Genomic DNA, 19,210 nt, shown 5'->3' on the forward strand with positions numbered 1-19,210 from the left:
ACACCCTGCGGGGCGCTTGTCCCATCGCGATGTATTGCGATGCATCCGCTGGTTGCCAGTAGCAACGCACGAGAAGCACGACAAGGATCCGTCAATGAACGCACCCGACGTCAGGCGTATCGCTCGAAAGCTGTTGTCGCTCTATATGGCCGTGGCCATCAGCGTCGCCGCCGTGCTTACGGTGTCGGCCATTCTGGTGTTGCCCGCCTATGTACTGGGCCACGCCGACATGGACATAACGTTCGATATCCGGGAGCCCGGCGGTCCAGGCAGTCGGGACGGTTCTGCGGTGTACGGGTTCAACGAAGCCAAGGGCATCACCTGTAACGATGCCACCGACGACATGGCAGATGGCAAATGGTGGATACGCTGCCGGTACGTAGCCGATAAGGTGAGCTATGCCACCGACTATCTGCGCGCCAACGGGCTTGAGGTGGGTGGAACCTACGCGCGCATCGTCATGCAACCGGCGGGCGGAAGTTGGATAAACCTCGTTTGCGCGGCCTTTCTCGTTGCCTGCCTGGGCCTGATCTGGAGCTGGCGGGACGCCTCACGCCTGCGCCGTGAGCTGGGATGGATCGCGGGTAACAAAGGCAGAAGTCTGCTCGCGGCTGTGGTCCCGGGCGTAGTGACGATGGCGGCGGCCGGCGCGTGCACCTGGATGCTGGGAAGCGCACCTGCCCCTCAGATACCGCCGATGCGCCACGAGTACATGGTGGCCATGTTCATGACGATCGTGGTGACAGCGCCGCTGGTTGAAGAGTTGCTGTATCGGGGCGTCCTCTTCGATGTGTTGGTCAAGCGCAGCACTGTGGTGGTGGCCGCATGCCTGGGAACCGTCATCTTCGTCGGCGCCCATGTGGGAACAGAGTTCTGGAAGATCGATCCGGTGCGCGTGACGGCCCTGGGCATGGGGTCGCTTGCGCTCTACGCCGTCAGGGTCCGTACCGGCTCGCTGCTGCTGTGCATCGTGGGGCACATGCTGCTCAATGGGTTCGTATTCTACGTCTACGCTGCCAGTGCGATGGATTGAGCGTGGCTGCGTCCCACCGGTCAACCTGTGCGCTTCCCGCACCGGCATGGCCATCGGCGTATTCTTGGAGCAGCGGCAGCCGTCGCCATCCTTGACCACAGGAGCCGGATCCATGCGCGCATTGGTACTCGCTTTGATCTTCCCTTGGCTGGCGCTCACGGCAAGCCCGGCGGCCGCGCAAGGCGCTCCCGCCGCCCAAACGCAGACACCGCTTCCCGATGTGCCGTTGCCGGCCGAACTCGATCGTGTGCTGCGCGACTACGAGCGCGCATGGAATGCCGGTGACGCAGCAGGACTTGCCGCGCTGTTTGCCGACGACGGCGTGATACTGCAAAGCAACCAACCGCCCGTACGCGGCCGCGCCGCCATCGAGGCGGCCTACGCGGGCCAGGGCCCGGGCGGGTCACTGCGCCTGCGCGCATTCGCCCACGCAGTGTCCGGTACCGTCGGCTACGCCATCGGCGGATACGGCTTCGGCGGCAGCCGACGCGATGCGGGAAAATTCACCCTTGCCCTGCAACGTGCGGCGGATGGACGGTGGATGATCTTCTCGGACATGGACAACACGAACGCCGCGCCGCAGGCGCGCAAGCCGATCGACGCGCCCCATCCCGCGGCAGCGCCTGCCGCACGATCCTGAGCGCGTGGTGAGGGGGCTTGATGCGGCCAACATCACGCCGTGGATAGGATGGTGCAGCGACACCCATCTTGGGTAGACACACCCTTCTTTGAAGCACCCAAGCGCAACGCGTATTCCCACCCCGCCAGCCCGAGAGCACGGCCATGCACCGCAAAATAGGGGCATGGCCGCAGCGTGAGCGCTACGCGCTACGCGCTGCGCACGTGCGCAGCCGGCACTACACCCGCAACGCACGATCAACGGTGCACTGTCGCCTTTACTTCGGTACGCCGGTCCACGATTTGCTCATGATCTTCCACTGCCCGTCGGTCTTGAGCAGCACCACGTAGTCCACGCCATCCCATCCGGGGTAGTCCAGGTTCACCCGCACGGCGGCCAGGTTCCGGGCCACATCCACGATCTGGTAGCTGCGTTTGCGCTGGGCCTCGTTGGCGGCCGGCTTGCCATCGAACCCCTCGGCGAACTGTTCCCCGGTGCGGGAGGCCAGTGCCGGTCCGCGGGCTTCCGAGTAGCCGATCATGACGCCATCGCTGCGGAAGACCTGCTTGGCCAGTGTGTTGTCGGCGCTGCGGTAGGCGCGCATGAAGGTCTGCATGACCTGGTCTACGGCCGCACGGTCGCTGCTTTGTGCGGCGGCGGCGGTGGGAAGCAGCAGGAGCAGCGCGCCTGCAAAAGCCAGGGGTCGGATCGAAGTTGTCATGGGTGTTCCTGTGGTGTGGGTAGGCGAACAGCGCCAGGCGGCGCCCGGCGTTGGGTACTGCGGTGAATCAGTTCGGTGCGGCGCGTTGCGGCAACCGGTGCGCAGGCGGGCCGAGCGCGGCCACCACGGCGCGGGCCACGGGCGCGGCGGAGGCGTAGTTCTGCCCGGTCACCAGCCGGCCATCGACCTGGATGTGCGGCGCCTCGCCGTCCACGGCATGGAACACGCCGCCGCGCGCACGGACGGTCGTGCCGATCAGGAACGGGAACTGCTTGAAGTAGGCCGCGCCCTGCTGTTCGTGCTCTTCGGGAAACCCGCTGACACGCTTGCCCGCGATCAGGTAACCGCCGCTGGCCAGCCGCAGGTTCACGATGCCGGCCGTGCCGTGGCACACCGCTGAGACCACGCCGCCGTTGCCCTCGTAAACCTGCAGGGCGATGCGTTGCAGGGCCGGGTGCTCGGGGACGCCGTACATCGCATTGCTGCCGCCCACGTAATACACGGCGCGGTAGCGGGCCGCGTCCACCTGGGCCGGGGTGAAGGTGGTGCGCAGCGGGTCCATGATCCGCGCGTCGTGCAGCCGGGCGGCCACGTCCGGGCTGACGTAGTCATCGAGGATCGGCACGGCGCCGCCGTCGGGGGACACCATGTCCACTGCGTAGCCGGCGGCATTGAACACGTCCCAGGCATGCACCACTTCGCCGAAGCTGATGCTGGCCGGCAGCGTGGAGGTGCCATGCACCGTGCTGCTGGCGATGATGAACAGGATGCGGTCCGGGCTGCCCGCTGCGGGCCGCGCGGGGGCAGCCGAGGCAGCCGCAGCAGGTGCGGCGTCGGTGCTGCAGGCGCCGCCCAGCCAGACGCTCAGCAGGAGCAGCAGGCAGGCGGCGAAGGTGCGGAACGTGTGCATGGCGCTGGCTCGTGGGAAGGAGCCTGCACCCTATCGGATGTCTTTCAGATCAATATGTTGCGGAACGTTTCAGGAGTGCTGAAATCGATTCTGGGAGTCGCTGCCGGTGGCGCGGAACGCCGCCGGGGTGATCCCCTCCCACTTCTTGAAGGCGCTGTGGAAGGTGGACATGGACTGGAAGCCGGCCTCCTCGGCCACCCGCTCCAACGGCTTGGGTGGTAGCTGCTGAAGCAGGGCTTTTGCCTCAACCACGCGGAGCTGCGCCAGGTACTGCTTGAAGGAGGTCTGGTTGTTGTCGTTGAGCAGCTGGGACAGGCGCGCCTGCGGCATGCCCAGCCGCCGGGCCAGCCGGGGCAGGGTCAGCGCAGGGTCCAGGTGCAGGCGTTCGGTGGCCATCAACGTGGCCAGGGCCTGCAGTTGCGCGGCGGCCTCGGGGTCGGGAATGCGGCGGTCCTGGTAGGGCTCGATCGGCGCCTGGCCCGCGCGCAGGCGCAGCCAGGCCACGATGCTGGCCGCAAGGACGAAGGTGAACGACAACGCGCCCACGATGTAGGACGTGTAGCCGGCGGTGTAATACGCGATCCAGATGACCCAGATCCCCGCCAGCGCGCCGAGCAGCATCGGCGCCGCCGGCGTGCCGCGCAGGCGGGTGCGATAGACGTACAGGTGCCCGCTGGCCAGCAGCAGGTAGCCCAGCCATGCGTAGTTGATGGCCGGGGTGATGCCGTGGCGCCACAGGTCCACATGGGTGGAATAGGGCACCACCACGTTCAGTGCGATGGCCATCACCAGCAGCGCGCCCAGGTGCCAGCGGTCTGTGCGGGCGGGGCCGGAGGCATCGCCCTGGCTGGAGCGGATCAGGAAGAACAGGCAGGGCCCGATGAAGAAGCACGCCGTCAGGCCGAGCTGCAGCACCACCAAGGGGATGTCCGGCCAGAAATGGAAGGCCACCGATTTCCCGGTTCGCACGCCCACCATCAGGATCAGCAGCGCCAGCCAGCGCTGCGACGGCGCACCGTTGGCCCGCCACCACAGCACCGATGCCGCGACGATGCCGTTGAAGGCACCCAGCATGGCGAAGAAGAACAGGAAGTGTTGGCTGAGCATGGCCGGAGTATTGGGTAAAACGGCCCTTCGTCAAGCTGCCAGAAGTCCCGTGTGCGGTGGTGGCGGCACCGTCGGCCGGGCCCTTTTATCCGTTCAGAACCAGCGACATGTCGGGATATCGGGCGCATAGGAAGTCAACGAACGCGCGCACCTTGGGCGCTGCCAGGCGCCTGGATGTGTGCAGTACCCATAGCGCGGGATCTGCGCCCGACACCACGCCCCACTGCACCAGATCGCCGCGGGCAAGATGATGCCAGGCAATGGACTCTGGCATGAGAGCGACGCCCGCGCCTGCCAGTGCTGCGTCGCGGATCATGAGGAAAGAGGACAGCCTGAGCCGGGGAATGGGCTCCAGAACCAAGCGCCCATTGTCCAGGTCCCAACGACCGGATTGGAAGGTCGAGGCGACGATCGCCGGCACCTGCCTCACCGCACCAGGGTCTGGTTGGGCAATACCGGGAGCGGCGACGACGACAAGCCGATCCATGGCGAAGCAGCGTCCCACCAGGGTGCTGTCGGGGCTCGGATTGACCCGGATGACCACATCGAACTGCTCGTCGACCAGATCGACCATGCGGTCCTCAGCCACGACCTCGATCAACACTTCCGGGTAGGCCGCGCAGAACGCAGCGCTTATCTGCCCCATGGCCAGTTGAGAGAACAGCACGGGGGAGGCGACGCGCAGGTGCCCGCGCGGCAACGCCATGCCTTCGCGTGTGGCGATCATCGCCTCGGCGACCTCTCCCATGGGCGCCTCGATCCGGCTGGCAAGGAGCTGGCCGGCTTCAGTGAGCATCAGACCCCGCGCGCTGCGCTCGACCAGTCTTACGCCGAGGTGCTCTTCCAGATCCGAGATTCGCCGGGACAACGTCGCTTTCGGTTTGCCGCTTGCCCGGCTGGCCTTGCCGAGGCTTCCACTCGCGGCCACCAGCAGGAAGTCACCCAGATCATTCAGGTCCATGGTGTCTCACATCTGGAACGGTGGGTCTACATATTGTCGTCTTCGTTCTGGAGGTGCAACGGCCTATCGTCCCTCCATCGCATCCATCCCGGCGTCACGCCCTTGCACATCACGCATCGGACAGCACGGCTCCGGTCTGGCCATCGAACGCAATCGCACCCCCTCGCGCGCTGACAACGTCGTCGCGGATTTCCCGCACTGATTCCTGTTCCACTCCCTGAAGGAGATTCACATGAGCATTCTTGTCACCGGCGCCACAGGCACCCTCGGCTCTCTCATCACCCACGGCCTCGCCAGCGCAGGTGCCGACGTCACCGCTCTGGTCCGCACCCGCGGGAAAGTGGCGTTCCCCAACGGTGTCACCGAAGTCGTCGGCGATCTGACCGACGTGCCGTCGATCCGCGCTGCATTGGCGTCGGCACGCACGCTGTTCCTGCTCAACGCGCTCACGCCGGACGAAGTGACCCAGGCGCTGATCGCGTTGAACCTTGCCCGCGAAGCCGGCATCGAACGCATCGTCTACCTGTCGGTCATCCATGCCGACAAGTTCACCAATGTGCCGCACTTCACCGGCAAGCACACGGTTGAACGCATGATCGAAAGCCTCGGCATTCCTGCCACCATTCTGCGTCCGGCCTACTTCATGCAGAACGAGTTCATGGTCCAGAAGACGATCCAGGACTATGGCGTCTACCCGATGCCGATCGGTGCCGCCGGCGTCGCCATGATCGATGCGCGCGACATCGCGGAGATTGCCGTGGCGGAACTGCTGCGACGCGACCGCGCCCCGTCTGCGCTGGACACCGTTACGCTCGATCTGGTGGGGCCGCAGGCAGTGACGGGCGCTTCGGTAGCCAAGGTGTGGAGCACGGCGTTGGGTCGGGAGGTGATCTATGCGGGCGATGACGTGGCAGCGTTCGAGGCACAGATGGCTGCATTCGGTCCGTCGTGGATGGCCTATGACATGCGCCTGATGATGGCGGGCATCCAGACGTTCGGGATGCAGGCAACCGAAGGCACGGTTGCGCGTCTGGAGGCCATCCTTGGGCATCCGATGCGTACCTATGAGGACTTCGTTGGTGAGCTGACGACGAAGGGTTGACCGCCTCATAGGTTGGGCAGGCCGGCGAGTTACCAGTAACTCCCCGCAGCCGCGTCGAGCGCGTTCAGCAGGTGGGCTTCTTCAAGCGGCTCCGGCGATTGGCCTGCGTCCATTTCCCACACCTGCAGCGGCGCGTTGCGTTCGGCGAACACGCGGACGATGTCGCGGATCTCACTGTCACGCTGCACATGGTCGTTGCCATACAGTTCGCAGGTGTAGAACGTGCCGCTGGCGCCCAGCGCCAGTTGGCCACGCGCGTGGCCCAGCGAAAGCGCCAGCCGACGGTGCAGGAATGCCGCCAGGTGCAGGTCGGTGGTGGGCAGCAGGGAGGCGAGGGCGATCTTCATGCCGCCAGTATCACCGACCTGCTTGGTCAGCCTGCGCTGCTAAGATCGGCGTCCGATCGACTCACTGCCGAAGTCACCGCCCGTGCTCTACCACCTGCGTCTGAAAGGCAATGGCGCGCACATGATCGGATCGTGCGACGAAGTGGACCCGGCCAGTTGCGTTCCCACGTGTGCCACCTGCGGCTACCGCACCGATCCGGACTTCACCAACCCCGGATTCCGGATGCGCAGGCGCCGCCTCGACATCTCCTGCTGCTACGACGGTGCGGTGGTTGTCAGCGACCGCTTCCGAACCCTGTATGCATCATTGGGTGGATCCAACCTGCGCTTCGTGGACCTGCCGAAGGCACCGGGCTTCCATCACCTCACGTGCATCACCCCGGTCGCGCTGGACTATGCCGCCATGGGGACGCAGTGCCTGCGTTTGTGCACCGGCTGTGGACGGCACCTGGATGTCGTGGGCTGCGTCACCCTCGTGCTCGCTCCCGGTGCGCTTCTGGCCGGCAATGAGCTGGCCTTTGCCGACCGGTATTTCGGCTCGCACAACGAGGCCACTCCGCTGCTGCTGTGTGGTGAGCTTCTGGCGAAGGCCATTGGGGCCGCGGGACTGGCGGGCATCGATGCGTGCGAACCGGTGGCGATGACGCAGCAGGGGTAGCAGCGATCTCTGTCGCGCGCCTCGCCGCGAGCGTGGCCGCTTCTGTGCGCAGCACGCGTTGTTATCGCAGCCACGCCATGATGCTGATGCCCGGCGTGCTGGTCACTCACGTAGCACGCGTTCTCATGGAGACCGATGGAGTGAAGCTGAAGCGATGATGGTCGCTCTTCACGCTCCCTCTACGTCTTCCAATCGCAGCTGAAAGCCGGTCATGGCTCTGGCGAAAAGGCCGCTATAGTCCGGGTTCCCCAGACGAAGGAGGGAGTGCAATGTTCCTCACCAAGCGACAGATCAACACCGCCCGTACGCTCACCGTGGCCATCATCGCCACCGTCGGTCTCAGTGCCTGCGCCACCTATAAAGACGAATTTGCAACGATCAACTCACGCCTCGACCAGCTCGACGTGAAGGTTCAGGGCGCAGCCCAGAGTGCCGAATCGGCCAACCAGTCCGCACAGCAGGCCAACCAGCGTCTGGATCAGATTGAAGGCCGCGTCCAGCAGCTTGAAAAGGCGCCCCGCCGCACGCCGCGCGGTTAATTGGAATCGGGTTCCGGTGGCCGTTGCAGGCCACCGGCGTCCCGTGATCACACCGTCTTAACTGCAAGGAACCGTGCCATCCCTACGTATTCATCTCCTGCATTCCGGTCCGTCTGTGGCGCGCTGGTCATGGCGTTGGCGTTGGCCGGCACCAACGTAGCCCGCGCCGAAGAACCCGTTGCCCAGCCTGCCGCCGCCGTCGATGAGCTGCCGCAAGGCCAGGAAGTCTCCGACACCGTGATCGAGCTTGCCGGCTGGGTGGTCGCAAGCAAGGACAGCCAGGGCTATCCCTTCGCGGTGCTGGACAAGGCCGCCGCCCAGATCCTGATATTCGGCGGCGACGGCAAGCTTCGCGGCGCGGCACCCGCGCTGTTTGGCTCGGCCATCGGCGATCATTCCGCACCGGGCGTTGCCGGTCTTGCGCTTCGCGCGATTCCGGGACGCGACCGCACCACACCGGCCGGTCGCTTCGTGGGCGGCTACGGCCCCTCCATCGATGCCGGGCGCGTGCTGTGGGTGGACTACGAGTCCGCCGTCTCCCTTCATCCCACCCCGCCTGGTACGCCGGCCGAGAAGCGTGCCGAACGCCTGGCCTCGGCGTCGCCGGACGACAACCGTGTCACGCACGGCTGCATCAATGTCTCGACCCCGTTCTATGAGCAGGTCGTGCGGACCACGTTCGAGCGCGGTGGCGTGTTCTACATCCTGCCCGACAAGGCGAGCATCGCCGAGACCTTCCCGGCGTTCGCGGAGAGTCGCGCGGCTGCGCAGGACGGCGACGGAAAGCGTACACGTTCCGCCCGCAAGTGATGGACGCATTGCCGTGTTGCCCTGTGCCCGCTTGACGGTGTATTGAAGGGCGCACGCAGCGCATTCCGCCCTGCCTGGCAGAGGAAGCGCCATGAAGCTTGTTGCGGCACAGATGCGCGCGCTTGCCGGTGATATCGATGGCAACATTCACCGGCACATCGCCGTCATTGAACGGGCCGCGTCCCACGGCGCGGCGTTGGTGGTGTTCCCCGAACTCTCGCTCACCGGCTACGAACCCCGCCTGGCGCAGCGGTTGGCGATGGCCCAGGACGATCCGCGCCTGACGGTGTTCCAGGCACTCAGTGACCGGCACCAGATGCTGATCGCGGTCGGTGCTCCGTACAGCGGGTATGAGGGCATCGAGATCGGCATGTTCGTGTTCCGCTGCCGGCAAGCGCCGGCGGTGTACGCCAAGCAGATGCTGCATGCCGACGAACGGCCGTACTTCCATCCGGGCGACAGGCCGATGGTCGTCGCGCTGCGCGGTGCGGTGATCGCGCCGGCCATCTGCTACGAATCGCTGCAGGCGGTGCATGCGCAGGCCGCGGCAGCGCGTGGGGCAACGGTCTACTTGGCCAGCGTGGCCAAGGCCGCGCGTGGCGTAGAGACAGGCTACCGGCATTACCCCCCTATCGCGCGGCAGCACGGGATGACCGTGATGATGGCCAACGGGGTGGGCGCGGCCGATGATTTCGTCATGGCGGGTCGCTCCGCCGTCTGGCGCAATGACGGCCAATGCGTGTGCAGTGCCGATGCGGAGGGCGAGGCGCTGGTGGTGTATGACCTGGCCACGCAGGTGGGCGAGGTACTGCCGATGGACGACGCTGCGGCCCCGGAACCGTCGCCCTGACGCGCGCGATCCCGGGGAGGTGCTGCTCGATTCTCAGCGTCTCACGCCATCAGCCGCGCGCGGCGAACGTGCCATGGAAGCCCAGCGGTACCGCATACGGCAGCCATGCCTGTACCAGCGGACCCGCATCGATGCGCTGCGCATCCAGCACCGCGATACCGCTGCGTTGGGTGGCCGCATCCAGCAGCGTACCCACCAGCCAGCCGTCGTCGGCGCTGCGGCTGCCCGGGCGCGGGACGAACACGTGTTCCTCGGCGAGGATATCGCGACCGTACCGGTGCACCTCGCGCCGACCCCGATCCACGTCGTAGCTGGCCACCGCGTTGAAATAGGGCGCCGTTGTTTCGCCCTGCATGGCCGGTGCGTACAGGCGCGCACCTCGGCCGCCGGCGCTGCGGCGGTCGAATAGCGGGAATTCGATGCCCTGGATACCGGTCTCTTCCCAGTGCGCCTTCCCGGTGCGCAGGTCCAGGTGCAGTTCGCGCAGCGAGGCATTGGAATGGGTCGCGTGCGCGGCATCGCCGGCCATCGCGGCATGCATCGGTGAGCGCGCTTCGTTGATGTCGTCGTGGCGCACGGTGCGCATGACGATGCGACCGTTGCGCTGGTAGGCGTCGCCGAAGTGGTAGGCCGCGGTGAAGTCCGCTTCGAACCACTGCGCGGTATCCGGCGCCGCCTTGGGTACCACGGCAATGCGGCAGGGGCGGTCCGGGGCGAACTGCAGGCGCTCGAAGAAGGCCGCACCGGATGGCTTGACGTCGAACGGCATCAGCATGAACACCAGATGGTCGTCGGTCATGGCGAAGGCATGCAGGTAGCCCATGAACTGGGTGTCCAGCACGGTGGCCGAGCGCAGCTGCCCGTCTGCGCCGATCTTCCAGACCAGCAGGCCGGTGCCGCCCAGCAGCGACAGCGAGCCAAAGTTCCACACGGTGCCGTCGCGGTCCACCAGCGGGTGCGCGGAGAACGGCACGGTGGCCAGGTCCGGGCGCCAGGTGGTGGGCCCCAGCGTGGTCAGTTCATCGGGGTCCAGTTCGAACGCCGAGCCGGCTTCGCACAGCGCGAAGAGGCGGCCATGAATGCTGATCACCGAGGTGTTGGCGGCGTTGGCATCGTCGTTGTTGCGTACCGCCTGCATGTCCGGCACGGCGGTGCCGGCGGCCGGGTACAGGAAGCGGCCGGCCTTCTGCTCGCGGGTGAACTTGGGCGTGGCCACCATCCGCGCGCGATGGGTCAGCGTGCCATCGCCGTTGAAGTGCCAGCCGTGCACCATGCCGTCGCCGTCGAACCAGTGGTCATAGCGGAAGCCGTTGCGTTCGGTCCAGGCCGGGCCGTTGCGGTACAGCGTACCGGCCAGCCCCTGTGGCAGGCGGCCCTGCAGCTGCACCGTCGCCGGCCCGAGGGTTTCGGTGGTGACGCTGCGCCAGCCGGTCAGCCAGGGGTGCTGCTGGCGGGCGGCGGCGAACGTGGCGGCATCGCCGGCCATGGCCGGCAGGCTGCGCAGGGCAGTGGCGCCGATCACGGCGGTGGTGGTGGCCGACAGCAGCGAGCGGAGGAAACGGCGGCGGTCCATGCGGGAATCTCGAAAAGGGGACGGAGGAGGGCGTGCGGTCAGCGCAGTGCGATGTCGATGGCCGCGCCGTCGGCCGGCACGTGTACCCGCGCTTCGTCGAAGGTGGGCTTGCGCTGCACGCGCGGGTTGTTGCTGAAGCCGTAGCCTTCTACCGGGATGCCCACCAGGTTGGTGTCCAGCGTGCCGTTGTCGTTCTCGTCATGGGTAACCAGCACCGCGTAGTCACCGGCGGGCAGGCTTTTGAACACCACCTGCGCTGCATCGGCCGTGGCCGGCAGGCTCTGCGCCTGCACCGGGGCCGCCTTGCCGTCCCAGCCGACGGCGCTGTCCACCACCGCCAGCCGCACGGTACCGGTATGGGCGCGGATGCCGTGCAGGTCCACCTGCAGGTCGCCGGCAGCGGCGGTGGAGGTCAGCAGCAGGCCGGCGAACGGAAGGCAGAACAGGGCGTTGCGGATCATGGCGGTGGCTCGGTTGGGTGTGGGGCCAGTCTGCCCAGTGCACTGCCGCCGCCCCATGCCCAGTGGTCATCGATCCGCAGTGCCGGAAGTCACTTTCTGCGTCGCGCCCATTGCCGGGCGGCATCCTGCACGGGCAGCATGCGCACATGCCTTCTTTCCTGCGCACCCTCATCAGCCCCCTCAGCCTGGCCGGCCTGCTCACCATCCTGGGCGTGGGGCTGTCGCTGGGGCTGCCCTCCGATGCCGACGGCGCGCTGCGCTGGGGCGTGCTCGGGGTGTTCATCGCGCTGTTCCTGGCCTACGACCATCTGCCGCCGCGGTCGCCGCTGCGCCTGGTCAGCGACGTGCTCCAGGCGCTGCTGGCGTTGTGGCTGTGCTGGCTGGAGCCCCGCGTGGGCACGGTGCCGGTGCTGCTGGTGGTGCTGGTGGCCCACCTGGCCGAGCACTGGTCGCCGCGCGCGGTGCTGGCCACTACGGTGGTGCTCAACGTTGCCCTGTACCTGGTGCTGCGCCACAGCGGCTTCAGCCAGCCGCTGCTGATCGTGGCGATCTACGCCGGCTTCCAGGCGTTTGCCGCGCTTACCGCGCACTACGCACGCAGCGCCGAGCAGGCACGCGATGCGCTGGCCCGGGTCAATGCGGATCTGCTGGCCACGCGCACGCTGCTGGCCGACGGCGCACGCGACGCCGAGCGCCTGCGCCTGGCGCGCGAGTTGCACGACGTGGCCGGGCACAAACTCACCGCGATGCGCCTGAACCTGCGCGCGTTGTCTACCGATCCTGCGCTGGCCGGCCGTGAGCAGGTGCTGCTGGCCGAGCGCCTGTCCGCTGAGTTGCTCGGCGATATCCGCCAGGTGGTGCAGTCCATGCGCGATGACCGCGGGCTCGACCTGGCCACCGCGCTGCAGGCGCTGGCGGCGCCGTTCCCGCGGCCCGGGCTGCGCGTGCGCATCGGCGCGCAGGTCCGCATCGGCAATCCGCTGGTGGCCGATGCGGTACTGCGGCTTGCCCAGGAAGCGCTCACCAACGCGGCCCGGCATGGCGACGCCAACACCGTATGGCTGGACATCGACACCGACAACCACGGCGTGCGCATCGACATCCGCGATGACGGCCAGCGCAGCGAGCGCATCCGCGAAGGCAACGGCATCACCGGCATGCGCGAACGCCTGGCCGAGCTGCAGGGGCAGCTGGAACTGGCGCGCACCGATGCCGGTGGCATGCACCTGATCGCGCGGTTGCCGGCATGAGCGCGGCAACCGTGCGGGTCGCACTGGCCGACGACCAGGCCCTGGTGCGGGCCGGCCTGCGGGCCCTGTTGCAGGGGTTGGGCGTGCAGGTGGTGCTGGAGGCCGACGACGGCCAGGCATTGCTGGATGGCCTGGCCCACCAACCGGTGGACGTGGTGCTCAGTGATATCCGCATGCCCGGCCTGGACGGCATCCAGGCGCTGCAGCAGGTGCGTGCGCGCGGCGACACCACGCCGTGGCTGCTGCTGACCACCTTCGATGAAAGCGATCTGCTGTTGCGTGCCAGCGAAGCCGGTGCGCAGGGCTTCATGCTCAAGGATGCCGCCCCGGAAGATCTGCACGAGGCGATCTGCCGCGTCGCCGCCGGCCACACGCTGCTGTTGCCGGTGAGCACCGACCCGGTGCGTGCGCGCTACCGCTTCCACGATGAAGCGCCGCCCAGCGATACCTTCAACGAGAAGGAAGTGGCGATCCTGCGCTTGCTGGCCGGCGGCTATTCGAACCGCGAAATCGCACGCAGCCTGTTCCTGGCCGAGGGCACGGTGAAGAACTATGTCTCCACCATCCTGGACAAGCTGGGCACGCGCGACCGGACCCGCGCGGTGTTGAAGGCGATCACCCTGCGGGTGATCTGAGCCGCGGGCCCGGTACTCAGCCGCGCCGACCCACGCGCGCCACCGCGACCGCTGCGGCCGACGCCAGCAGCAACAGCAGTGCACTCACGCCGAACGTGGCCCGGTAGCCGGCACCGTCGTACAGCAGGCCACCCACGGTGGAGCCCAGCGCGATGCACAGCTGCACCACCGCCACCATCAGGCCACCGCCGGCCTCGGCGTCGCGCGGCAATGTGGCGGCCAGCCATGACCACCACCCCACCGGCGCCGCGGTGGCAACCAGCCCCCACGCCGCCAGCAGCACGGCGGTCACCGTCAGCGAATGGCCGAACACGGTCAGGCCCAGCGCGATCACCGCCATCACGAGCGGGAAGAGGATCAGTACCGGGTACGGGCTGCCCTTGAGCAGGCGTCCCACCAGCAGCGTGCCGACCAGGCCGGCCACGCCGATGGCCAGCAGGATGCTGGACAGCGCGGGCAGGGCGACGCCGGTGGTGCCTTCCAGGAAGGGCCGCACATAGGTGAACAGCGTGAACTGCCCCATGAAGAACAGACCCGCAGCGAGCATGCCCAGCGCGGGCAACGGGCGGGTGAGCAGCCGCAGCGCGCCGGGGCGTGCGGTGGCATGCGGGGCCGGCCGCATCGACGGCAGCGCAATCCACTGCCATGCCAGCGCGATCACCGCCACGGGCACGATGCAGAAGAAGGCACCGCGCCAGCCGATGATGCCGCCCAGGTAGCTCCCCAGCGGCGCGGCCACCACCGTGGCCAGTGCGTTGCCGCCGTTGAACAGCGCCAACGCCTTGGGCACCTCGTCCGTCGGTACCAGGCGGATGGCCACGGCCGCCGACATCGACCAGAACGCACCGATGACCACGCCGATCAGCGCCCGCCCGAGCATGTACATGGCGTAGTTGGCGGCCGTGGCCACCACCACGCCGGACACGCACATCAGCACCGTGAGCAGAAGCAGCAGCGCCTTGCGGTCCATGCGGCCGGCCACGCGCGCGGTGAGCAGGCTGGTGACCACCGCGAAGGCGCCGGAAATGGCGATGCCGTAGCCCACCCAGCCTTCGCTCACCCCAAGCGTGGCGGCGATCGGCGAGAGCAGGCTGACCGGCATGAATTCCGAGGCGATCAGGGCGAACACGCACAGGCTCATGGCCAGTACGCCGCCCCAGTTGGCCGGATGAGGCACAGCGTCGTGGGCGGCGATGGCAGGCAGGGGAGGGGAGGCAGGCGTGGACATGACGACTCGGTAGGGGCGAAAACAGGGCGCCGGCCCGCGGTGGGCCGGCGTTTGTTGCGGGCTCAGCGCGCGCGCACGTGGGTGGTGAAGAACGCGGTCAGCGCGTCGAATGGAATCAGCGCCACCCGGTCGTACAGGTCCACATGCCCGGCGCCGGGCACCACCAGCAGCTGCTTGGGCTGGCCGGCCAGGCGGTAGGCCTCTTCGCTGAACTCACGCGAGTGGGCGGTCTCGCCGGTGATGAACAGCATCGGGCGCGGTGAGATGGTCTCGATGTCGGCGAACGGGTAGAAGTTGAGGAACTTCAGGTTGCTGGTCAGCGTGGGATGGGTGGTCAGCGCCGGCGAGGATCCGGCCGGGGTGTACTCGCCGCGCGGGGTGCGATAGAAGTCGTAGAACTCGCGTTCAACCGGCGAGGACGTTTCATCGATGCTGTGAACCGACCCGCTGGTGTACTGCACCGGCCCGCCGGCGAATTCCACATCGCGCTGGGCCACCGCGGCGGCAATGGCGGCCTTGCGTTGTGCCACGCTCACCGCGTGGCCAAGACCGTTGCGGTTGGCCGCGCCCATGTCGTACATGCTTACCGTGGCGATGGCCTGGATGCGCGGGTCGATCTTCGCCGCGCTGATGACGAAGCTGCCGCTGCCACAGATGCCGATGGCACCGATGCGGTCCTTGTCCACGAACGGCTGCGTGCGCAGGAAATCGACCGCCGCGCTGAAGTCCTCGGCGTAGATGTCCGGCGACACGGCGTTGCGCGGTTGTCCTTCGCTTTCGCCCCAGAACGACAGATCCAGCGAGAGGGTGACAAAGCCCTGCTCGGCCATGCGCGTGGCATACAGGTTGGCGCTCTGCTCCTTCACCGCCCCCATCGGGTGACCGACCACGATGGCCGCGTGCGGCACGCTGCGGTCCAGATCCTTGGGCACGAACAGGTTGCCGGCCACCTGCATCTGGTACTGGTTCTTGAAGGTGACCTTCTGCACGGTCACCCGGGGGCTGGAATAGAAATTGTCTGCGCCGTGGCTCATATCGGCTCCTGAGGCAAAGAGGGGAAGGGTCAACAGCGCAATCAGCGCGAGCAACCTGGGCATGGGCGATCCATCGGTGAGTGGGCCAGCCCAGTGTGGTCGCGCGGGCACTATTTGATTAGCTAACCAATCGGGAATGACGCTGTTAGGTGCGCTAATCAATGTGGCGTGCCAGACTTGCCCCATGGCACGCCGCAATCTCAATGACCTTCTGGCCTTCGTCACCGTTGCCCGCGAGGGCAGCTTCACCCGTGCCGCCAGCGTGCTCGGGGTGACCCCGTCCGCGTTGAGCCAGGCCTTGAAGGCGCTGGAAGAGCGGCTGGAGATCCGCCTGCTGACCCGCACCACGCGCAGCGTTTCGCCCACCCAGGCCGGCGAGCGCCTGCTGGCGGCCATTGGCAATCGCTTCGATGAGATCGAAGCGGAACTGGACGCGCTGACCGCACTGCGCGACAAACCGGCCGGCACCGTGCGCCTGACCAGTGGCGACTTCCCGCTGCGCACGCTGCTGCTGCCGCGGTTGATGCCCCTGATGCACCGCTACCCGGACATCAACATCGAGTTCGATGTGAGCTACGGCCTGCGCGATATCGTGGCCGACCGCTTCGACGCGGGCATCCGGCTGGGCGAAAGCATCGACAAGGACATGGTGGCGGTGCCGATCGGCCCACCGCTGCGCATGGCGGCGGTGGCCTCACCTGCCTACTTCGCCAGCGTGCCGCCGCCGAAGGTGCCGGCGGACCTGACCGGGCACCGCTGCATCAACATGCGCTTCCCGACCCGTGGCGGGCTGTACGCGTGGGAGTTCGAGCGTCGGGGCCGTGCAGTGAACGTGCGCGTGGACGGCCAGCTGACCTTCAACACCTCGCCGCACATGGTGCTGGCCGCGCTGGACGGGCTGGGCATTGCGTTCCTGCCCGAGGACGAGTTTGCGCCGCACCTGGAAGACGGTCGGTTGCTGCGGGTGCTGGCGGACTGGTGCCCACCGTTCCCGGGCTATCACCTGTATTACCCCAGCCGCCGGCAGCATTCGCCGGCGTTCGCGCTGGTGGTGGAGGCGTTGCGGCGCTGAAGCGGTTGGCCGTGTTTGTCAGTGCCACTTACAGCGTGGTGCTGTCCACCAGTTGTCGCCCGGCCTGGGTGAGGTCGATGTCGCCGTCCTCGGCCTGTGCTGCATAGCCGGCCGCAACGGCCCAGTTCGCGTCTGCGTCGGATACCGGGCGGGTGGCGTTGATGTCATCCAGGATGCGGCGCTGCTCGGCGGTCAGGCTCACGTGGTCGGCCCGCTGGACCCCATCGCGGCCCCGCTCTGCCTGGCACGGATGGCGCGGCGGTGGTTCACCCACCACACCAACCCGGGCAGCCCATACAACAGGGCGCCGACCAACAGAAATATCTTGAATGCGGTGTTCATGGGGTGCCTTCGATAGCAGCCTGCCGGGCGTCCAGCGGAGGGAAACCGGAATGAATTTCCCAGGCGACAGCTGCAGTTCAGCAGATAGGGCGTGAAGCCGCTGTCCATCCTGGGCGGCACCGCCGTGAGGCTGGCCAGACGGGCCACGCACTTCATGCCCAGCCCACACACGCTTTGTACCCTCGTTGCCTGCGCCCCACTGGAGCAACGATGCGCCCGGATACACCGATGTCTTCTTCTGCCGCTACCCCCTCACCGGCACGTCGGCTGCGCCGCTGGCTGGTCCGCCTGCTGCTGTTGGCCACCTGCGTGGTCGCGGTGGGTGCCCTGTGGAACAGCCGCTGGGCAGAGGTGCCGCGGGCGATGTGGACACTGGCGCGGATGCCGCCGCCCACCGCACTGCCGGTGCCTGTGGACGGGGTGACGGCCCGGCGCATCGCCGATACGTTCGGCGCGCCCCGTGGCCGCGACCGCACCCATGCCGGCATCGACATCTTCGCCAAGCGCGGCACGCCGGTACGCAGCGTGGGCGACGGGATCGTCGCCGACGTCCGCGAGGGCGGGCTGGGCGGTCGGCAGGTGTGGGTACTGGGTCCGGCCCGCGAGCGCTATTACTACGCCCACCTGGAAGGCTGGCGCGACGGCTTGGTGCGCGGCGAGGTGGTGGCGGCCGGCACGGTGCTGGGCTACGTGGGCGACAGCGGCAATGCCAAGGGCACGCCACCGCACCTGCATTGGGGCATCTACGGGAGCGAAGGCGCGTACGACCCGCTGCCGTTGCTGCGCGCATGGACGCCGGCCCCACGCGCAACGCCGGCAGCGCGGCGATGACGTCGGGCGCGCGCTAGCGGGTAGCGGGCGTGCTCGATACCGGTGCCAGCGCTTGGCCAAAAAGCTGCAGCGCCTGCGCGATGGCCGCTGCGTGGGCCGCGGCTTGTGGCGCCTCCGGCGGGCAAAGCGTGGCCAGGCGTTGGCGGCCGAGCGGGGTGCAGGCGGCCAGGAATTCGTAGTGGCCTACGCTAGGCAACGCGCGCAGCGTCGCCTGCGGTGCGAGCGCTGCAAGCACCTCGCCATTGGTGGATGGCGGCGCTACCGCATCGGCGTCGCCAAGCAGAATCGACACCGGCTGCGGCAGTGCGCGCAGCTGCGCCGGCGTAAACGCCTGCACGATGGCCGGTGCCATCAGGAAGGCGGCACGCACACCGGGCACGCCATGGTCATCGCCTGCCTGTGCCATGTAGGGCGCCAACGCGGGCGTCGCCGCCGCGTCGATGCGGGCCTGCAGGGTGGACGCGGGCATTTCCAGCTGCGGCTGGCACACCCCGTCATCCGGGGTGGCGCGGCAGAACGCCAACAGGTGGGCCATGTCCACGCGGGCACCGGCGGCGGCCAGCGCGGTGAAGCCGCCGGCGGAGAAACCGGCCACCCCCAGGCGCGTGGCATCCACGTGCGTGCCGAGCTGCGCGTCGGCCTGCACCGCGGTGAGGGCGGCCTTGAGGTCCTCGGCCCGTTCCCAGATCAGGATGCTGCCGGCCAGCGTCATCGGCTCCACGCCGTTGTTGCCCGGGTGGTCCACCGCGATCACCAGGTAGCCGGCCCGCGCCATGGCAATGCCGAACCAGCCCATCATCCGCGCGCTGCCGCCATTGCCGTGCGACAGCAGCAGGGTGGGCAGGGCACCCGGCGCAATGGGCGCGTCGACGGCGGCGCTGCCCACGTTGAACAACGGGGCGTCCGGTGGCCCGATGGTGATGGGCCGCTCGCGCGCACCGGGCGCAGCCGGGTACCACACGGTGTAGCGCAGGCCGTCGTGCTGCGCGGCATCGCGCACCGCGGCGCTGGCGCTGCGGGTCAGGCCATGGCGCTCGCCGACCACGGCCGGCGCGGGGGCTGCAAGCGCGTGGGCGCTGGCCAGGCAGAGCAGCAGGGTCAGGCAACGGGCAGGCACTCGCATCGGC

23 protein-coding genes are annotated in these 19,210 nt (G+C 67.8%); 11 read left to right on the forward strand and 12 right to left on the reverse strand.

The window, feature by feature from the left end; translation table 11 throughout:
- Positions 1 to 94: 94 nt before the first annotated feature.
- Positions 95 to 1,033, forward strand: a complete 939-nt coding sequence (locus AC1DCJ_RS05565; protein ID WP_478070323.1) for a lysostaphin resistance A-like protein — start codon at positions 95 to 97, stop codon at positions 1,031 to 1,033.
- 112 nt (positions 1,034 to 1,145) lie between these two features.
- On the forward strand, positions 1,146 to 1,673 hold the full coding sequence (locus AC1DCJ_RS05570; RefSeq protein ID WP_478070324.1) for a YybH family protein: 528 nt from the start codon (positions 1,146 to 1,148) through the stop codon (positions 1,671 to 1,673).
- Between the two features lie 256 nt (positions 1,674 to 1,929).
- Here the strand turns inward: AC1DCJ_RS05570 and AC1DCJ_RS05575 are convergent, their stop codons facing one another.
- The 4 genes from AC1DCJ_RS05575 to AC1DCJ_RS05590 all read right to left on the reverse strand — a co-directional run bounded on the left by AC1DCJ_RS05575 (position 1,930) and on the right by AC1DCJ_RS05590 (position 5,351).
- Positions 1,930 to 2,373: a nuclear transport factor 2 family protein gene (locus AC1DCJ_RS05575; RefSeq protein ID WP_478070325.1), complete on the reverse strand. Its 444-nt coding sequence runs from the start codon at positions 2,371 to 2,373 to the stop codon at positions 1,930 to 1,932.
- A gap of 67 nt (positions 2,374 to 2,440) precedes the next feature.
- Entirely contained in the window at positions 2,441 to 3,283 is an 843-nt protein-coding gene (locus AC1DCJ_RS05580; protein ID WP_478070326.1) for a type 1 glutamine amidotransferase domain-containing protein, read from the reverse strand.
- A 69-nt stretch (positions 3,284 to 3,352) separates the two neighbouring features.
- Positions 3,353 to 4,390: an AraC family transcriptional regulator gene (locus AC1DCJ_RS05585; RefSeq protein WP_478070327.1), complete on the reverse strand. Its 1,038-nt coding sequence runs from the start codon at positions 4,388 to 4,390 to the stop codon at positions 3,353 to 3,355.
- A gap of 85 nt (positions 4,391 to 4,475) precedes the next feature.
- Positions 4,476 to 5,351: a LysR family transcriptional regulator gene (locus AC1DCJ_RS05590; RefSeq protein WP_478070328.1), complete on the reverse strand. Its 876-nt coding sequence runs from the start codon at positions 5,349 to 5,351 to the stop codon at positions 4,476 to 4,478.
- A gap of 232 nt (positions 5,352 to 5,583) precedes the next feature.
- Between AC1DCJ_RS05590 and AC1DCJ_RS05595 the strand changes: the two genes are divergently transcribed.
- Positions 5,584 to 6,453 (forward strand): SDR family oxidoreductase, encoded by an 870-nt coding sequence (locus tag AC1DCJ_RS05595; protein WP_478070329.1) that lies wholly within the window; start codon positions 5,584 to 5,586, stop codon positions 6,451 to 6,453.
- Positions 6,454 to 6,482: 29 nt separating this feature from the next.
- Here the strand turns inward: AC1DCJ_RS05595 and AC1DCJ_RS05600 are convergent, their stop codons facing one another.
- A complete protein-coding gene (locus AC1DCJ_RS05600; protein WP_478070330.1) occupies positions 6,483 to 6,800 on the reverse strand; it encodes a hypothetical protein in 318 nt (105 codons plus the stop codon).
- An 82-nt stretch (positions 6,801 to 6,882) separates the two neighbouring features.
- Here AC1DCJ_RS05600 and AC1DCJ_RS05605 point away from each other — a divergent pair, with 82 nt between their 5' ends.
- The 4 genes from AC1DCJ_RS05605 to AC1DCJ_RS05620 all read left to right on the forward strand — a co-directional run bounded on the left by AC1DCJ_RS05605 (position 6,883) and on the right by AC1DCJ_RS05620 (position 9,657).
- The gene (locus AC1DCJ_RS05605) at positions 6,883 to 7,458 is read left to right on the forward strand and encodes a hypothetical protein (RefSeq protein ID WP_478070331.1); all 576 of its coding nucleotides are present in this window, start codon (positions 6,883 to 6,885) and stop codon (positions 7,456 to 7,458) included.
- Between the two features lie 269 nt (positions 7,459 to 7,727).
- Complete coding sequence (locus tag AC1DCJ_RS05610) at positions 7,728 to 7,997, forward strand: membrane protein (RefSeq protein ID WP_038685884.1); 270 nt, start codon at positions 7,728 to 7,730, stop codon at positions 7,995 to 7,997.
- Positions 7,998 to 8,126: 129 nt separating this feature from the next.
- On the forward strand, positions 8,127 to 8,807 hold the full coding sequence (locus AC1DCJ_RS05615) for a hypothetical protein (RefSeq protein ID WP_478070332.1): 681 nt from the start codon (positions 8,127 to 8,129) through the stop codon (positions 8,805 to 8,807).
- A 91-nt stretch (positions 8,808 to 8,898) separates the two neighbouring features.
- Entirely contained in the window at positions 8,899 to 9,657 is a 759-nt protein-coding gene (locus tag AC1DCJ_RS05620) for a carbon-nitrogen hydrolase family protein (protein ID WP_478070333.1), read from the forward strand.
- A 49-nt stretch (positions 9,658 to 9,706) separates the two neighbouring features.
- Here the strand turns inward: AC1DCJ_RS05620 and AC1DCJ_RS05625 are convergent, their stop codons facing one another.
- Both AC1DCJ_RS05625 and AC1DCJ_RS05630 read right to left on the reverse strand, forming a co-directional pair.
- Entirely contained in the window at positions 9,707 to 11,230 is a 1,524-nt protein-coding gene (locus AC1DCJ_RS05625; protein WP_478070334.1) for a carotenoid oxygenase family protein, read from the reverse strand.
- Between the two features lie 38 nt (positions 11,231 to 11,268).
- On the reverse strand, positions 11,269 to 11,691 hold the full coding sequence (locus AC1DCJ_RS05630) for a DUF2141 domain-containing protein (RefSeq protein WP_478070335.1): 423 nt from the start codon (positions 11,689 to 11,691) through the stop codon (positions 11,269 to 11,271).
- 146 nt (positions 11,692 to 11,837) lie between these two features.
- Between AC1DCJ_RS05630 and AC1DCJ_RS05635 the strand changes: the two genes are divergently transcribed.
- Both AC1DCJ_RS05635 and AC1DCJ_RS05640 read left to right on the forward strand, forming a co-directional pair.
- Entirely contained in the window at positions 11,838 to 12,941 is a 1,104-nt protein-coding gene (locus tag AC1DCJ_RS05635) for a sensor histidine kinase (RefSeq protein ID WP_428710715.1), read from the forward strand.
- Complete coding sequence (locus AC1DCJ_RS05640) at positions 12,938 to 13,576, forward strand: response regulator transcription factor (RefSeq protein ID WP_478070336.1); 639 nt, start codon at positions 12,938 to 12,940, stop codon at positions 13,574 to 13,576. The genes AC1DCJ_RS05635 and AC1DCJ_RS05640 overlap by 4 nt, the downstream gene beginning before the upstream one ends.
- Before the next feature lie 16 nt (positions 13,577 to 13,592).
- Here the strand turns inward: AC1DCJ_RS05640 and AC1DCJ_RS05645 are convergent, their stop codons facing one another.
- Positions 13,593 to 14,804, reverse strand: a complete 1,212-nt coding sequence (locus AC1DCJ_RS05645) for an MFS transporter (protein ID WP_478070337.1) — start codon at positions 14,802 to 14,804, stop codon at positions 13,593 to 13,595.
- A gap of 62 nt (positions 14,805 to 14,866) precedes the next feature.
- A complete protein-coding gene (locus tag AC1DCJ_RS05650) occupies positions 14,867 to 15,838 on the reverse strand; it encodes an alpha/beta hydrolase (protein WP_478070338.1) in 972 nt (323 codons plus the stop codon).
- Between the two features lie 184 nt (positions 15,839 to 16,022).
- Here AC1DCJ_RS05650 and AC1DCJ_RS05655 point away from each other — a divergent pair, with 184 nt between their 5' ends.
- On the forward strand, positions 16,023 to 16,910 hold the full coding sequence (locus AC1DCJ_RS05655; RefSeq protein ID WP_478070339.1) for a LysR family transcriptional regulator: 888 nt from the start codon (positions 16,023 to 16,025) through the stop codon (positions 16,908 to 16,910).
- Between the two features lie 28 nt (positions 16,911 to 16,938).
- Here AC1DCJ_RS05655 and AC1DCJ_RS05660 read toward each other — a convergent pair whose 3' ends face one another.
- Together AC1DCJ_RS05660 and AC1DCJ_RS05665 are read right to left on the reverse strand one after the other, a co-directional pair.
- Complete coding sequence (locus tag AC1DCJ_RS05660) at positions 16,939 to 17,112, reverse strand: hypothetical protein (RefSeq protein ID WP_447595878.1); 174 nt, start codon at positions 17,110 to 17,112, stop codon at positions 16,939 to 16,941.
- Positions 17,109 to 17,252: a hypothetical protein gene (locus AC1DCJ_RS05665; protein WP_161578741.1), complete on the reverse strand. Its 144-nt coding sequence runs from the start codon at positions 17,250 to 17,252 to the stop codon at positions 17,109 to 17,111. The genes AC1DCJ_RS05660 and AC1DCJ_RS05665 overlap by 4 nt, the downstream gene beginning before the upstream one ends.
- A gap of 228 nt (positions 17,253 to 17,480) precedes the next feature.
- Between AC1DCJ_RS05665 and AC1DCJ_RS05670 the strand changes: the two genes are divergently transcribed.
- On the forward strand, positions 17,481 to 18,083 hold the full coding sequence (locus AC1DCJ_RS05670; RefSeq protein WP_141057731.1) for a M23 family metallopeptidase: 603 nt from the start codon (positions 17,481 to 17,483) through the stop codon (positions 18,081 to 18,083).
- Positions 18,084 to 18,096: 13 nt separating this feature from the next.
- On the opposite strand, the gene AC1DCJ_RS05675 is transcribed toward AC1DCJ_RS05670, so the two are convergent.
- A complete protein-coding gene (locus AC1DCJ_RS05675; protein WP_478070340.1) occupies positions 18,097 to 19,206 on the reverse strand; it encodes an alpha/beta hydrolase family protein in 1,110 nt (369 codons plus the stop codon).
- Positions 19,207 to 19,210: the final 4 nt, after the last annotated feature.

The organism is Stenotrophomonas sp. 10N36 (genome assembly GCF_056395005.1).